14 protein-coding genes are annotated in these 15,076 nt (G+C 72.3%); 3 read left to right on the forward strand and 11 right to left on the reverse strand.

Features of this window, described 5'->3' with window-relative positions; translation table 11 throughout:
* Window positions 1-247 precede the first annotated feature (247 nt).
* The 11 genes from ACN28F_RS08420 to ACN28F_RS08470 form a co-directional block, all read right to left on the reverse strand.
* A complete protein-coding gene (locus ACN28F_RS08420; protein WP_289207481.1) occupies window positions 248-1,963 on the reverse strand; it encodes a glycoside hydrolase family 26 protein in 1,716 nt (571 codons plus the stop codon).
* Between the two features lie 121 nt (window positions 1,964-2,084).
* A complete protein-coding gene (gene rdgB, locus ACN28F_RS08425) occupies window positions 2,085-2,714 on the reverse strand; it encodes an RdgB/HAM1 family non-canonical purine NTP pyrophosphatase (protein WP_289207482.1) in 630 nt (209 codons plus the stop codon).
* Window positions 2,711-3,439: a ribonuclease PH gene (gene rph / locus ACN28F_RS08430; RefSeq protein ID WP_421357397.1), complete on the reverse strand. Its 729-nt coding sequence runs from the start codon at window positions 3,437-3,439 to the stop codon at window positions 2,711-2,713. Before rph ends, rdgB begins: the two co-directional genes overlap by 4 nt.
* A gap of 108 nt (window positions 3,440-3,547) precedes the next feature.
* Window positions 3,548-4,693 (reverse strand): glycosyltransferase family 4 protein, encoded by a 1,146-nt coding sequence (locus tag ACN28F_RS08435; protein WP_421357398.1) that lies wholly within the window; start codon window positions 4,691-4,693, stop codon window positions 3,548-3,550.
* 97 nt (window positions 4,694-4,790) lie between these two features.
* On the reverse strand, window positions 4,791-5,537 hold the full coding sequence (locus ACN28F_RS08440; RefSeq protein WP_289207485.1) for an MBL fold metallo-hydrolase: 747 nt from the start codon (window positions 5,535-5,537) through the stop codon (window positions 4,791-4,793).
* A gap of 259 nt (window positions 5,538-5,796) precedes the next feature.
* The gene (locus ACN28F_RS08445; RefSeq protein ID WP_282225913.1) at window positions 5,797-6,762 is read right to left on the reverse strand and encodes a PLP-dependent cysteine synthase family protein; all 966 of its coding nucleotides are present in this window, start codon (window positions 6,760-6,762) and stop codon (window positions 5,797-5,799) included.
* Between the two features lie 8 nt (window positions 6,763-6,770).
* Window positions 6,771-7,112 carry a MoaD/ThiS family protein gene (locus ACN28F_RS08450; RefSeq protein WP_289207486.1) on the reverse strand — a complete coding sequence of 114 codons (342 nt, stop codon included), beginning with the start codon at window positions 7,110-7,112 and terminating at the stop codon, window positions 6,771-6,773.
* A gap of 69 nt (window positions 7,113-7,181) precedes the next feature.
* The gene (locus tag ACN28F_RS08455) at window positions 7,182-7,673 is read right to left on the reverse strand and encodes a M67 family metallopeptidase (protein ID WP_289207487.1); all 492 of its coding nucleotides are present in this window, start codon (window positions 7,671-7,673) and stop codon (window positions 7,182-7,184) included.
* Window positions 7,674-7,721: 48 nt separating this feature from the next.
* Window positions 7,722-8,249, reverse strand: a complete 528-nt coding sequence (locus ACN28F_RS08460) for a DUF2017 domain-containing protein (protein WP_289207488.1) — start codon at window positions 8,247-8,249, stop codon at window positions 7,722-7,724.
* Complete coding sequence (gene clpS / locus ACN28F_RS08465; RefSeq protein ID WP_289207489.1) at window positions 8,246-8,536, reverse strand: ATP-dependent Clp protease adapter ClpS; 291 nt, start codon at window positions 8,534-8,536, stop codon at window positions 8,246-8,248. Before clpS ends, ACN28F_RS08460 begins: the two co-directional genes overlap by 4 nt.
* Before the next feature lie 73 nt (window positions 8,537-8,609).
* Window positions 8,610-10,283 carry a hypothetical protein gene (locus ACN28F_RS08470; protein WP_421357399.1) on the reverse strand — a complete coding sequence of 558 codons (1,674 nt, stop codon included), beginning with the start codon at window positions 10,281-10,283 and terminating at the stop codon, window positions 8,610-8,612.
* Window positions 10,284-10,455: 172 nt separating this feature from the next.
* Between ACN28F_RS08470 and ACN28F_RS08475 the strand changes: the two genes are divergently transcribed.
* The 3 genes from ACN28F_RS08475 to ACN28F_RS08485 are packed head-to-tail and all read left to right on the forward strand — an operon-like array spanning window position 10,456 to window position 15,046.
* Window positions 10,456-13,137: a LuxR C-terminal-related transcriptional regulator gene (locus tag ACN28F_RS08475; protein ID WP_289207491.1), complete on the forward strand. Its 2,682-nt coding sequence runs from the start codon at window positions 10,456-10,458 to the stop codon at window positions 13,135-13,137.
* Complete coding sequence (locus ACN28F_RS08480) at window positions 13,134-14,420, forward strand: nicotinate phosphoribosyltransferase (protein WP_421357400.1); 1,287 nt, start codon at window positions 13,134-13,136, stop codon at window positions 14,418-14,420. The genes ACN28F_RS08475 and ACN28F_RS08480 overlap by 4 nt, the downstream gene beginning before the upstream one ends.
* A 41-nt stretch (window positions 14,421-14,461) precedes the next feature.
* Window positions 14,462-15,046 (forward strand): isochorismatase family protein, encoded by a 585-nt coding sequence (locus ACN28F_RS08485; RefSeq protein ID WP_289207493.1) that lies wholly within the window; start codon window positions 14,462-14,464, stop codon window positions 15,044-15,046.
* Window positions 15,047-15,076 lie beyond the last annotated feature (30 nt).

The raw sequence follows: 15,076 nt of genomic DNA on the forward strand, positions 1-15,076 counted from the left end.
GGCGGCCGTTGCCGCGGTGGCACTCAGTGCCAGGGCCGTCGCCGCCACGCCGGCCGTCAGAGCTGTCGTCCATACACGACGCCGGCTGGGCAGGGACCAGCCAGGCTGAGATTGGTTCACGCTTCCCTCCAGATGGGAAATTATCTCAGACAGCGTGAACCAACCTCAGCCGGGTCGGGCATCCACCGATCGGTCGGCGGATTATCTGGTTCCTATCAGTTACCGGTCGGATCTCCTCAGTGTCCGGTCAGCGGTTGACCGGGAGCGGTTGGTTGAAATAGGGGTCCTTGCCGGCCCGGGTGAACCCGGTCAGGGCGGACGGGGTGTGGTTCATGGTCATGTTGCAGGTCGCCGAGGTGGTGGTCGACCCGGCGGAATTGAAGTAGATCACCGCTTTGATCTTCGGGTGGGCCTTGATCGCCGCCGGGAACTGCTCGAACCACCGTTGCTTGGCTCCCGCGTCGGCCGGGTCGAAGTTCGTGCCGTACTCCGCCAACATCCGTGGCTTTCCGACGCCGATACGGTTGTCGTCGAGCCAGCGGTAGAAGCCGTTGACCGTGGTGTGCGGGTCCTTCCAGGTCTTTCCGCCGTTGCAGGCGTAGAAGTTGTACGGGTCGTAGCTCACCCAGTCCACGTAGGCGTCGCCCGGGTAGAGGCCGGCGTACCGGTCGTAATGCCCGGACCAGCCCATCATCACCCAGACCCAGACGGCGTTGTCCGCGCCGGCCTTGGCGAACCGTTCGTAGACGTAGCGCCAGGCCCGGACGAAGTCGGCGTCGCTGCCCTTCGCCGGCTCGTCCTCCGGCTCGTGGTCGAAGCCCATGAACACCGGCACACCGGTCGCCTTGATCCGGCCGGCCACATCGTCGATGACCGAGTCGTACCGGCCGCTGTAGACGTCACGCCAGGTCAACGTCGTGCCGGTGGAGAAGATCCGGGACTCCCAGGCGAAGAACATCAGCCGGCCTTCGCGCATCTGCTGCTGCTCGAACTCGTCGGGGAACGCCCCGTTGCTGCCGGTGTTGGAGAAGTCGTGGTAGCGGTGCACCAGGTCGAACTTGCGCCCCACCTGTGCCTCCACCTCGGCCACCGCGCCGCCGTGGTTCCAGCCCTTGGCGGCGCTGGTCGGCGAGTACATCCCCCACCAGGCACCGCAGGACGGCACCAGCAGGTCGGACACCGCGCCGCAGCCGACTCCGGACGCCGGCGGCGTGGCCGACGGACTCGGTGGTGCCGTCGGTCCGGCCGTCGGCGACGCCGTGGCGGCCGGCGTGGTCGGCACCGGAGCGCTCGGTGGCGGTGTCGGCGCGGCGGTCGGCGACGCCGGCGGGCTGGTCGGGGCGGCAGCGGCCGCCTCGTAGCTGATCACCAGCCGGGGTCGGATCGACGGGTCCCGGTACTCCGTCGACGGCCAGTACACCCGCTGCGACAGCTCCTGCTGACGCAGCGCCAGGGTGTACGTGCCGTTGCCGGTGACCAGTGCGGACAGGTCCCATTCGTTGTAGCCCTTGCGGACCGTCGGCACGGTCGCCAGTGGCTCGTCGGCGGCCCCACCAGTGCCCGAGGTGGCCAGTGGCGGCCGGGCGGCCCGGGCGTCCAACGAGGTGGAATGCACCGCTACCCGGGCACCGAGGTCCTGCCAGGAGTACATCTGCAGGCGGACCCGCACGTCACGGGCACCGGCCGGGATCCGGTCCACGACGAACTCCACGACCGCGTCCCGGGCCCCCCTCGGGTTGCGCTCACACAGCGCGGGACAGGTGGCCAGGGTCGCCTTGACCGCGTTGTCACCGTCCTGTGGAACGTCGGTCGCGGTGGTGTCGGCGACCGCGACGACGGCGATCTCGTCGTCGGCGAACAGCGGCAGTGCGGTCACCACCATGCCGGCCAGCAGCGCGGCGCTGACCCCGCCGACGATCAACCGTCGCCGGCCGGAACCGGTCCGCGCGACGACCTTGCTCAATCTGTGTCTACTCAAGATCCAGCCCCCCTGTGGCACGAGCTTGCGGCGCGAGCGTATCGGGGGTCAACTCAGATGTACGCCGAGTAACCGGAGATCTAAGCACTAATTAAATCTACCGGCGTCATCCCAGCGTCTTGGCGATCACCTTCGCCATCAACCGGAAAGCCTTTCCACGATGGCTGATCGCGTCCTTCTCCTGCGGACTGAGCTCGGCGTTCGTCCGCTCCTGCCCGTCACCGAGGAAGATCGGATCGTAGCCGAACCCGCCGTCGCCCCGGGCGGCCCGCAACAGCCGGCCGGACTGGCGTCCCTCCACCAGGTGCTCCTTGCCGCCGGGCAGCACCAGTGCGGCCGCGCAGACGAACGACGCCGCCCGGTGCTCGTCGGCGACATCGGTCAGCTGGGCCAGGACGAGGTCCAGGTTGGCCTGGTCGGCGCCGTGCCGACCGGACCATCGGGCGCTGAACACCCCGGGCATCCCGCCGAGCGCGTCCACTGCGAGACCGGAGTCGTCGGCGACCGTGGGCAGGCCGGTCCACCGGCACCCTTCCCTCGCCTTGAGCAGCGCGTTCTCACCGAACGTGAGGCCGGTCTCGGGTACCTCGTGGTACGGCTCCAGGTCGGCCAGCCCGACCAGCTCGATGCGCTGGGTGCCGAGCGCGGCGTCGAGGATCCGCTGCAGTTCGGCGAGCTTCTTGCCGTTGCGGGTGGCCAGCAGCAGCCGGGTCCGCCCGACGTGACCCGCGCTCACCGGTCGAGCGCCTTACGTTGCGCGGCGGCCAGCTCGGCGCAGCCGGCGACCGCCAGGTCCAGCAGGGCGTCCAACTGGTCGCGGGCGAACACCGCCGCCTCACCGGTGCCCTGCACCTCCACGAAGTCACCGTCGCCGGTGCAGACCACGTTCATGTCGACGTCGGCCGCGACGTCTTCGAGGTAACACAGGTCGAGCCGGGGTTCGCCACCGATGACCCCGACGCTGACCGCCGAGATCGACCGGCGCATCACCTGGTCCGGTTTGCCGGCCAGGGCCTTGCGGCCGGCAAGCCAGCTGACCGCGTCGTGCAACGCCACGAATCCGCCGGTGATCGCCGCGGTGCGGGTACCGCCGTCGGCCTGCAGCACGTCGCAGTCGAGCACGATCGAGTTCTCGCCGAGTGCCTTCAGGTCGACGGCTGCCCGCAGGCTCCGTCCGATCAGCCGGGAGATCTCGTGGGTGCGGCCGCCGAGCCGGCCCTTGACGCTCTCCCGGTCCGACCGGGTGGTGGTCGCCCGGGGCAGCATCGCGTACTCGGCGGTGACCCAGCCCAGACCGGACCCCTTGCGCCAGCGGGGCACCCCCTCGGTGACGCTCGCGGTGCAGAGCACCTTCGTCTCGCCGAACTCGACCAGCACCGATCCTTCGGGATGCATGCTCCAGTTACGGGTCAACGTCACCGGTCGTAGCTGCGCGTGGGTACGTCCATCGGGTCGTGCCATGCGCAGAGCCTATGTGCCACGCCGGGCCACGACGCTGCCGGGGCGGTGCCGCAACGCTGCCGGGGCGGTGTCGCGGCACCGCCGGGGCGGTGTCGGGCTGGATTGGCCTCAGGCCGCGACCGGCAGCCGGGCGACGACGCCGGGGCAGTCCTGTACGGCACGGTAGTGCTCGATCAGTTCGTCGCCGATCGCCGCCCAGGTCCGCCCGGCCAGTGCCGCCCGCGCGGCCCGGCCCAGCCGCGAGCGCCGCGCCGGGTCGGCCACCAGGTCGGCGACCGCCGCCGCGAGCGCCGCGCCGTCGCCGGGCGGCACCAGCAGTCCGGTGACGTCCGGCGCCACCAGGTCGATCGGGCCGCCGGCCGCCGGGACGATCACCGGTACGCCGCTGGCCTGCGCCTCCTGCACGGTCTGCCCGAACGTCTCGTGCGGGCCGGTGTGGGCGAAGACGTCGAGGCTGGCGTACAGCCGGGCCAGATCGGCTCCGTGCCGGGCACCGAGGAACCGTACGGCGGGCAGGGCCCGCTCCAGCTCCCGGCGGGCCGGCCCGTCACCGACCACCACCACCCGTACGCCGGGCAGTCGGCTGGTCTCGGCGAGCAGGTCGACGCGCTTCTCGGCGGCGAGGCGGCCGACGTACCCGACCAGCACCTCGCCGTCGGGCGCCAGCGACCGGCGGGTCGACTCGCAACGGTGGGCCGGGTCGAAGCGGACCGGGTCGATCCCCCGACCCCAGATGCGTACCCGCTCGATGCCGTTGGCGGTGAGATCGGCCGCCGCGGCGGTGGAGGGCGCCAACGTCCGGTCGGCGGCGTTGTGGATCTCGCGCAGCCAGCGCCAGACGGTCGCCACGCTCCACCCCAGGTGGTAGGCGCGGGCGTAGGCGGCCACGTCGGTCTGGTAGACCGCGAGGGTGGGCAGCCGCAGCCGGCGGGCCACCGTCAGACCGCGCGCGCCGAGCACGAACGGGCTGGCCAGGTGGACGACGTCCGGGGCGTGGTCGGTCAGTACCTCGGTCAGCCGCCGGCTCGGCAGGCCGAGCCGGAAGCTGCGGTACACCGGCACCGGCAGGCTCGGCACCCGCACCACCGGGTACGGGTGCCGCTCCACGGCGGTCCGGCTGGCGGCGGCCGGGGCGGGTGCGATCACGAGTGGCTCGTGCCCCCGGGCGACCAGGTGTTCGGCGACCCGGACGACGGAGTGCGCCACCCCGTTGAGATCGGGTGGGAAGGACTCGGTGACGACGGCGACGCGCATGGGTGTCACGGTCGCGCCCATCCGGGTGGGTGAGGCTACACCGCGTTGACCAGCGGGCGAACTCTACGGCAAGAGCGGACACCGCCGGTGCGGGTGCTCAGATCTCGTAGCGGGCCCCGGCCCGGACGATCTCCACCGGGCCGTCGAAGCTCGCCGCCGCCGATTCGAACGTCGACGCTTCGCTGCCCCAGGCGGTCACGAGGTGGGTCAGCAGCAGCCGACCGACGTTGGCCTTCGTCGCCGCCTCACCCGCTTCCCGCCCGGTCAGGTGCAGGTCCGGAGGGTTGTCGACCCCGTCCAGGTAACTCGCCTCGCAGAGGAACACGTGCGCGTCCTGGGCCAGCCGCAGCAACGCCTCGCACGGCGCGGTGTCCGAGGAGTAGGTGAGCACCCGGTCGCCGTGCTCGACCCGAACGCCGTAGGTCTCCACCGGATGGTTGACCCGGTCGACGGTGACCTGCAGCGGGCCGATCGGGAAGCTGCCGGGTTGCAGACCGTAGAAGGTGTAGACGTCGTCGACGGGTGCCCCGTCGGCGCTGTACGCGGTGGCGATCCGGTCCGGCGCGCCGGCCGGCGCGTAGACCGGCAGCGGTGGGTACGGCCCGTCCGGGGCGTAGCGGCGGACGACCACGTACGTGCAGGCGTCGAGCATGTGGTCGCAGTGCAGGTGGGTCAGCAGGATCGCGTCGACCGCGTGCAGTCCGGCGTACCGCTGCAGGGCCGACAGCGAGCCGGAGCCGAAGTCGACCAGCAGGCGGAAGCCGTCCGCTTCGATCAGATAGGCCGAGCAGGGGGATTCCGGGCCGGGAAAACTACCGGCGCAGCCCAGGACGGTCAGACGCATCAACTGTTCCAATGGTCACGGTGGGACACCGGCGTCACGCCGACCATGCCATCGAAGATCTCCATCAGCGGCTCTGCCACGCTGGGCAGCCTACGCCGCAGCCAGCGACGGAACGCAAGATCCGCTGCAACTTGTCGCGAACGTGACACAGAAGCGCGAACAACTGGAGCGACTTCGACAACCCGGTTGAGGTGCGCCCATAGCGCAACCAATCATTTGCACCGGAACAGCTGGACCGCCGGTGGTGGCCAGCGGTCGGTCAGGCCCAGAGTTGGCCGTCGAGTGCCTCCTCTGCGTCGGCCAGCGTCCCGCCATAGGCGCCGGTGGAAAGGTACTTCCAGCCCCCGTCGGCGACCAGGAACGCCACGTCGGCCCGACGGCCGGCCTTGACCGCCTCGTGGGCGACGGCGAGCGCGGCGTGCAGCACGGCCCCGGTGGAGAAACCGACGAACAGCCCCTCGACCTCGACCAGCTGCCGGGTCCGCAGCACGGCGTCACGGGTGCCCACGGAGAACCGGCGGGTCAGCACGCTGGCGTCGTACAGCTCGGGTACGTAGCCCTCGTCGATGTTGCGCAGCCCGTACACCAGCTCGCCGTAGCGCGGCTCGGCCGCCACGATCTCGATGCCGTCGACCTTCTCCCGCAGATAGCGTCCGGTGCCCATCAGGGTGCCGGTGGTACCGAGCCCGGCGACGAAGTGGGTGATGGTCGGCAGGTCGTGCAGTAGCTCCGGCCCGGTGGTCTCGTAGTGCGCCCGGGCGTTTCCGCCGTTGCCGTACTGGTAGAGCATCACCCAGTCGGGGTGTTCGGTGGAGATCTGCTTGGCGGTGGCGACCGCCTGGTTCGAACCGCCGGCGGCCGGCGAGAAGATGATCTCGGCACCGTACATCCGGAGCAGTTGCACCCGCTCGGTGGAGACGTTCTCCGGCATCACGCAGACCAGCCGGTAGCCACGCAGCTTCGCCACCATGGCCAGCGAGATGCCGGTGTTGCCGCTGGTGGGTTCGAGGATCGTGTCGCCGGGCCGCAACCGGCCGGCCTCCTCGGCGGCCCGGACCATGAACATCGCGGCCCGGTCCTTGACGCTGCCGGTGGGGTTGCGGTCCTCCAACTTGGCCCACAGGCGCACCGGTGGTGCCCCGTCGGGCACCACCGGGGAGAGCCTGGGCAGGCCGACCAGCGGCGTACCGCCGCATGCGTCGAGCAGGCTGTCGTAGCGCGCCATGGGTGCGCTCAGCCGATGGTCGGCGCGCCGGCCATCGGGTGGCCCAGCAGCGCGGCGGCCGCGGCGAACCCGAGCGCCCCACCGGCCACGGCCGGCAGGATCGTCACGGTGTCCCCGTCGGAGAGTTTGGCGTCGAGGGCGCCGAGGAACCGGACGTCCTCGTCGTTGACGTAGATGTTGACGAACCGGTGCAGGGTGCCTTCGGCGGTGACCAGCCGGCCGCGCAGCCCGGCGTGCTGCGCGTCGAGGTTGTCCAGCAGGCCCGCGAGGGTCTCCCCGCTGCTCTCGACGACCTTGGCGCCACCGGTGTAGCTGCGCAGGATGGTGGGAACGCGAACTTCGATAGCCATTGACGTGCTCCTATGACGGCGGTGGGATCGGATCAGACTGCGGGTACGAGGTGCCGGCGCTGGTGGAGATCAGCGGTCGGACGAACACTCGTAGTCGACCGTCGTCGGGGTCTGCCCGAACAGGTACGACTGCACCGCGTGCGGATCGACACCGGCGTCACGCATGTCCACCGGCTCCTCGGTCACCACGCCGTCGACGATGCGGAACGAACGGATCTCGGTGACCTGCGGATCCCGGGTGGAGACCAGCAGATAGTGGGCCTCCGGCCAGCCGGCGATCGCGGCGTCGGTCCGGGACGGGTACGCCTCGGTCGCGGTGTGCGAGTGGTAGATGACCACAGGCTCCTCGTCCCGGTCGTCCATCTCCCGCCACAACCGCAACTGCTCCATCGAGTCGAACTCGTAGAACGTCATCGAGCGGGCCGCGTTCTGCATGGGGATGTGCCGGGTCGGCGTGTCCGAACCAGCCGGCCCGGCGACCACGCCGCACGCCTCGTCGGGGTGGTCCCGGCGGGCGTGGGCGACGATCGCGTCGATGATCGACCGGTCGATGCTCAGCACGACGCCAAGCCTACCGCCTTCTCCGGGCCGGGCAGGCCGTGGCGGTCGTCACGCCAGCGACCGCGGCTGGTCGATCATGGCGAACAGCAGGGACTCCTGCAGATAGCCGAGGTACGCGTAGACCGACAGCTGGAACAGCCGGCCCGACGCCGGGTCGTCCTGCTCGGCGGCGGCCAGCTCGGCACCGAGGTCGGTGTCGGCCTTGACGTCCAGCCGTACCCCCATCGCCAGCCGGGCGTCGTTGAGCGCCCGCAGCCACGCCTCGGCCGCCTCGTCGTCCAGCCGGACCTCGCATCCGCCGTCGTCGGCGTCGTCGGGCAGCGCGGCGAGCACCGCGCCGGCCTGGTCGATCTTGGCGGTCTTCAGGTCGCTCTCGGTGTACCGACGAAACTCCGTCGAACTCGCCGGGTCGTCCGGGTAGGTGTCCGGGAAGAGCCGACCGACCACCGGATCGCCGTGGTCGAAGCCCTCGGTGAGCAGGCCCACCACCTCACCCGCGACCTTGCGCAGCACCTTGACCTCGTCCGGGGAGAAGGACGCGACGAACCGTCCGCCCCGGCGCCGGAACATGCTCATGCCCGGTCCACCGTCGCCCAGAGCCCGTAGGCGTGCAGCCGGGAGGCGTCCAGCTCCATCCGTTCCCGGGCGCCGCTGGACACCACGGCCCGACCCTTGTGGTGCACGTCGAGCATCAGTTCCTCGGCCTTCGCGTGGCTGTAGCCGAACAGTTTCTGGAAGACCCAGGTCACGTAGGTCATCAGGTTGACCGGATCGTCCCAGACGATCGTCACCCACGGCCGTTCGTGCCCTGGCATCTCGTCGACGTCCGGCGTCTCGACCGGAGCAACCTGTGGAGCCGCCATGCCCACCATCGTGCCACCGGTCCCGGCCCGACGAGCAACAGCGGCCCCGCCGTGGCGAACGGCACCGGCCCCGTCACCGTGCCGGATCACCGGTGTCGACGACGTCGCAGAGCAGGCTGGACAGGCCACGGCGTACCGCGGCGAACCGGACCGTGAGCTCCCGCGACAGCTCGATCTCGACGGCCCGCAGGATCTGCTGGGTCCACGTCCTCGCCTGGTGCGGCGCCATCCCGGCCGGACCGTCGTCGCGGTGCCAGCAGTCGGCGGCCAGCGCGAGGCCCAGCGGCGGCAGCGCCGACCGCGACCAGGATGCCGGGTACGCCGCGAAGACGTCCACCTCGGCGGCGCCGAGCACGTCGTCCGGCGCGTCGGTGGCCGTGACCCGCTGCACCTGTCCCGCCGCCATGGCCAGCAGGCCCACCGCGACCGGCGTCGGTGGCGGGTCGACGGCGATCCGCCGCCGCAGCAGTTCCCGCAGGACGTGCCGCAGCGCCGTGGGCTCGGCGGCGAACAGATACCCGGTCATGTCGTCGACGATGTCGTCCACCGCCGCGGCGCAGCCGTGACCGGCCCGCAGCGACAAGGCCAGCAACTCGCGGTCGAGCAGGTCCGGGGTGCCGGCCGGGCCGCAGCCGAAGAGGATCTCCTGCACCGCGGCCAGATGCAGGTTGGCCAACTCGATGGCCAGGGTCTGGCGGACCCGTTGCCCCGCCCGCCGTACGGTGCGGTCCAGGTGCCGGGACCAGTCTCCCTCCGGGCCCGGCGCGGGCGGCCCGTCGCCGTCCGCCGGTCGCGACCGGTCGGTACGCAGCGTGGGCGGCTGGTCGAGGCCGGTCAACGCGGCCAGTCCGGCTCCGGCGCGGTGCAGTGCCGTTCGGTCCGCCCAGTCGATCAGCTGGCGACGCAGACCGGTGACGGACCCGGCGTCCGGCTCGCCGACGAACCACGGGGCACCGGCGAGATCCGGTACGGCGGCCAGCAGCGCCGCCCGGTGCGGCGCCTCGCCTTCGCTCTGTACGCCGCCGGGGGTGACCACGACGAACACCGCCGCACCCGCCGCCACCGCCTGCCGCAGCAGGTCGTGCTCGACCGGCCCCGGTGGTGGGCCGGCACCGATCACGAACACCAGTGCGCCGGCCCGGGCCACCGCGTCGACCAGGACACGCGTCCCGGCCGGGCCCAGCGGACCGAGGTCGGGGGTGTCCACCAGGCTCAGGTGACGCAGCAGCTGATCGGGACGACGCACCTCGACCCGGCGGGGCGGCCGGGGCAGGTCCAGTCCGGCCCCGGTGCGGGCCGCGCGGGTCGGGACCGGCCAGGGGTGCGGCCAACCGGGCAGGAACGCCGCGATCCGGGCCGCCGGACCGTGCCGGACGAGCAGGAAGCTCTCCGGCGGCCGGCGCACCGGCAGCGGTGCGCCCAGCAGCGCGGCGACGACCGCGCCACGGCTGTCCCGGCCGGCCCCGACGACGACCGCCCCGACCGGTTCGTCGGCCGGCGGGGTGACGCCGCGTACCGACCCGGCCAGCGGTGGCCGCCGCGCCGACCGTGCCGCCGCCGGGGTCGGCGCGGTGCGCGATGGCGGCGACGCGCCCGGTGCCGGTGCCACCGGGCCCGGTCCGGCGTCGGATCGCTCCGGCTCTTCGCCGGACGGCGCTGCCCAACGCCGCGCCGGCCCCCGTTGCCGGGGGACGATCGCGGCGGGTCCGGTGTCCAGCGGGCACAGCGGTGCTGTCACAGGCTCCATGCCGAGCTCCTTCGGATGCTGGTCTGGACGGGCACCAGCAGCACCGACGCTACGTGCACGATCACTTACGCAACGAGAAGCGTCCCTACTCAACTGATCACGCACTTCATACTCAAATGCGGTCCGTCACCGGGCGTTCCCCCTGGGCGATCGTTCTATATGCTGCCCTGCCATGGGCCTGTGGAGCTTCGTGGGACGGGCCGAGGAGCTCGACCGACTGTCCACCGCCGCCACCAGCGGAGGACGCGGGCTGATCCTCAGCGGTACCGCTGGGATCGGCAAGAGCCGGCTGCTTCGCGAAGTCGTCGACCACCTGCCGACCGAGACGTACGCGGTCTGGTTCGCCTCGGGCAGTCTCAGCGCGGCCGGCCTGCCTTTCGCCGGCCTCGCCCAGGTGCTGCCGGCGGAACAGCCACCGGGGCTGTCGCCCTCGGCCCTGCTGCGCTGGGCGGTCGAGTCACTGCGCCAACGGGCCGCCGGCCGCCCCATCGTGCTCGCCATCGACGACGCCCACCTGCTCGACCCGACCTCGGCCGCGGTGACCAACCTGATCGCCCGGTCCGAGCGGGCCACCGTGCTCGGCACCCTGCTCAGTGGCGAACCCGTACCGTTGCCGATCCGGGCCCTGTGGGCCGACGACCTGGTCGGGCACGAGGAGCTCGCGCCGCTGGGCTTCGCCGACACCACCGGGCTGCTGGCCGAACTGCTCGGCGGCGAGCTGGACCCGGCCTCGGCCGAGCGGCTCTGGCGACTGTCCGAAGGCAACCCGCTGCTGCTCCGCGAGCTGATCATCGCGGCGCAGTCCGGACAGGAGCTGACCCAGACGTACGGGGTCTGGCGGTGGACCGGTCGGCTGGAGCTGGCCCCGAGCCTGACCGACCTGATCGACACCCGGATCGGCCAGCTGAGCCCGCAGGTACGCGGCGTCGTCGAACTGGTGGCCTTCGGCCAACCGATCGGGCTGCGGCTGCTGCTGCAGGCCTGCCGGCACGCCGACGTGGAGATCGCCGAGGAACGCGGTCTGATCCGGGTCGACGTCGACGACCGGCGGCACGACGTCCACATGGCCCACCCGTTGTACGGCGAAGTGGTCCGCCGCCGCTGCCCGGTGACCCGGTCACAGCGGCTGCAGGCGCAGCTGGCCACCCTGGTCGAGCAGACCGGTGCCCGCCGCCGCGACGACCTGCTGCGGGTCGCCGTCTGGCGGCTGGAGTCGGACACCGCCGACGACCCGGCCGTCCTGCTCGCCGCCGCCAGCCAGGCTTTCGTGGGCTACGACATTCCGTTGGCCGACCGGCTCGCCGGCCGGGCGCTGGCCGTCGGCGGCGGCTTCGACGCGGCCGAACTGATGGCGACCATCCTGATGTTCCGCGACGAACCGGACCGGGCGCTGGCCACCCTGACGGCGGCCCGCGCCGAGGTGACCACCGACGAACGGCGCAGTCGTTGGCTGATGGTGCTCGGCCTGGTCGCCTACTGGGGACTGGGCCGCGAATCCACCATCGACGACCTGGCGGTCGGCGCCGGCGACCTGGCGGACCCGGCCGACCGGGCCCGGGTGAACTCGTTCGAGGCGATCATGCGGCTGCACCGCCTGGAGTGCGACGCGGCGCTGCGGCTGGCCCGGGCCGTACTGGACCGGCCGGCGGCCAGCCACGCGGCGCGCGGCCTGGCCCAGTGCACGATCGCCCACCTCCAGGCGGCCCAGGGCGATCTGACCGGCAGCGGACGGGCCATCGCCCGGGTGGAGACCGACGCGCCCCGGTGGCGAACCGAACTGCCGTACCTGCAGCTCGCGCTGGAGCTGGCCCGGGGCACCCGACTGGTGCTCGCCGGGGACCTGACCGGCATCGACGCGATCGTCGCCGAGGAGTTCGCCGACCTGGCCGACGCCGGCGACTTCCGGCTCGGCTCCGGCTACCTGTCGGTCGTCCGCGCGCAGGCGGCCAGGATGCGTGGCCGGCTCGACGAGGCGCTACGGCACAGCCTGCAGGCCTGCGCGATGCTCGCCACCGGTCGGGTCTTCGCCGGGCTCGCCCACGCCGAACGGGCGCACGCCGCCGCGCTGCGCGACGAACCGGCCACCGCCGTGGCGGCGATGACCGACTCGGACCGGGCGCAGGCACCCGGCATGGCCATCCTCTACCCGTGGCGGGAGCAGGCACGCTCCTGGGTGACGGTCGCCGAGGGCGACGTCGCCGGGGCGGTCGGCATGCTCCGCCAGCTGGCGGCCCGGCTGCGCACCGACGGGTTCGCCGGTCACGAACTGACCGCCCTGCACGACCTGGTCCGCCTCGGTCGGGCCGATCTGGCGGTGGACCGGCTCGCCGAACTGGCGTCGGTCGTCGAGGGCCCGCTGCCCGGCCTGATCCTGCGCCAGGCCCGGGGGGCGACCAACGGCCCGTACGGGGAGCTGCTGCGCGCCGCGAACGGCTTCGCCGAGAACGGCCTGTACCTGTTCGCCGCCGAGGCCGCCGCGATGGCGGTCCGCCGACTGCGGCTGGCCCGCTCCCCGCTGGCCGGGCAGACCAACGTGCTGCTCGGCGAGTTCATGGCGCACTGCTCCGACGTGCACACCCCGGCGTTGCGGGCCGGGCAGCCGAACCTGACCGACCGGGAACACCAGGTGGCGAAGCTGGCGGCGGCCGGGGTGGCCAGCCGCGACATCGCCGAACAGTTGTACCTGTCGATCCGTACCGTCGAGAACCACCTGCAGCGGGCGTACGGCAAGCTCGGGGTGACCGGGCGGGGCGAGCTGGCCGGTGCGCTGCGGGCACTGCCGGACGGGGCCGCCGCCGGCGTACCGGGCCAGGCCGGCCCCGGCCGGGCCGGCGGCCGTACAGTAGCCGGGTGACCAGCTCCAGTCCCGCGCTGCTGACCGACCACTACGAGCTGACCATGCTGGCCGCCGCGCTGGCCGACGGCAGCGCGCACCGGCAGTGCGTCTTCGAGGTCTTCGCCCGCCGGCTGCCGACCGGGCGACGCTACGGCGTGGTCGCCGGCACCGGCCGGCTGATCGACCTGATCACCGAGTTCCGCTTCGACGAAGGCACCCTCGGGCACCTGCGCGAGCGGGGCGTGGTCGACGCGCAGACCGCCCGGTGGCTGGCGGACTACCGGTTCACCGGCGACATCGACGGGTACGCCGAGGGCGAAATGTTCTTCCCGAACTCGCCGATCCTCACCGTCTCCGGCACCTTCGCCGAATGCGTGCTGCTGGAGACGCTGGTGCTGTCGGTACTCAACCACGACTGCGCGATCGCGGCGGCGGCGGCCCGGTCGGTGACCGCCGCCCGCGGCCGCGCGGTGATCGAGATGGGTTCGCGACGTACCCACGAGCAGGCGGCGGTGGCGGCGGCGCGGGCGGCGTACCTGGCCGGCTTCACCGCGACGTCGAACCTGGCCGCCGGCGAACGGTTCGGTATCCCGACGGCGGGCACCTCGGCGCACGCGTTCACCCTGCTGCACGACGACGAGCGGGCCGCGTTCGCCTCCCAGGTGGCCACCCACGGGCGGGACACGACCCTGCTGGTCGACACGTACAGCATCAGCGACGGCATCCGCAACGCGATCGCGGTGGCCGGGCCGGAGCTGCGGGCGATCCGGATCGACTCCGGTGACCTGTCGGTGCTGGCCCAGCAGTCCCGGGAGCTGCTCGACTCGCTGGGTGCCACCGAGACGAAGATCATCGTCTCCGGCGACCTGGACGAGTACGCGATCGCGGCGCTCGCCGCCGAGCCGGTCGACTCCTACGGTGCCGGCACCGCCGTGGTGACCGGCTCCGGCGCCCCGACCGCCGGGCTGGTCTACAAGCTGGTCGAGGTCGACGGCCGGCCGGTGGTGAAGCGGTCGGAGAACAAGGCCACCGTCGGCGGCCGGAAGGTGGCGGTACGTCGGCACAAGCCGACCGGCACCGCAGTCGAGGAGATCGTGGTCTCGCAGGGCGTACCGGACCGGGTCAACGGCGACCGGGTGCTGCAGCGCTCCTTCGTCGCCGCCGGCGAACCGTTGGACCGGCCCACCCTGGCCGACTCCCGGGAGCACCTGCGGCGCTGCCTGATCTCGATCCCGTGGGAAGGGCTGAAGTTGTCCGCCGGGGATCCGGCGGTGCCGGTCACCATCGTGCCGGCCGACTGACGCCGGACCCACTGACAGCGGGCGGAACAGGAAGGACAGGTATGCACCGGGCACTGATCATCGTCGACGTGCAGAACGACTTCTGTGAGGGCGGCTCACTCGCCGTCGGTGGCGGCGCGGACGTGGCGGCGGGCATCTCCCGCACCGTCGCCCAGGCGCCAGCTCAGCGCTGGCGGCACGTGGTCGCGACCAAGGACTACCACGTCGACCCGGGCGCGCACTTCGGCGATCCGCCGGACTACGTCGATTCCTGGCCGGCGCACTGTGTGGTGGGCACCGGCGGGGTCGACTTCCATCCGGGGCTGACCACCGAGCGGATCGAGGCGGTGTTCCACAAGGGCGAGTTCGCCGCCGCGTACTCCGGTTTCGAGGGCCGCAGCGACGACGGCGTCGGCCTGGCCGACTGGCTGCGCGAGCGCGGCGTCACCGGGGTCGACGTCGTCGGCATCGCGACCGACCACTGCGTACGGGCGACCGCGCTGGACGCCGCCCGTGCCGGGTTCGACACCACGGTGCTGCTCGACCTGACCGCCGGCGTGGCCCGGGAGACCACCGAGGTGGCGTTGGACACCATGCGCGCCGCCGGCGTGACCCTGACCGGTGCCCCGGTGCTGCGGCCGGCCTGACCCGTCGGCGGGTCGTCGCGCGGAAACTGA

This window comes from Solwaraspora sp. WMMA2101, from assembly GCF_049179175.1.
Taxonomy (GTDB): domain Bacteria; phylum Actinomycetota; class Actinomycetes; order Mycobacteriales; family Micromonosporaceae; genus Micromonospora_E.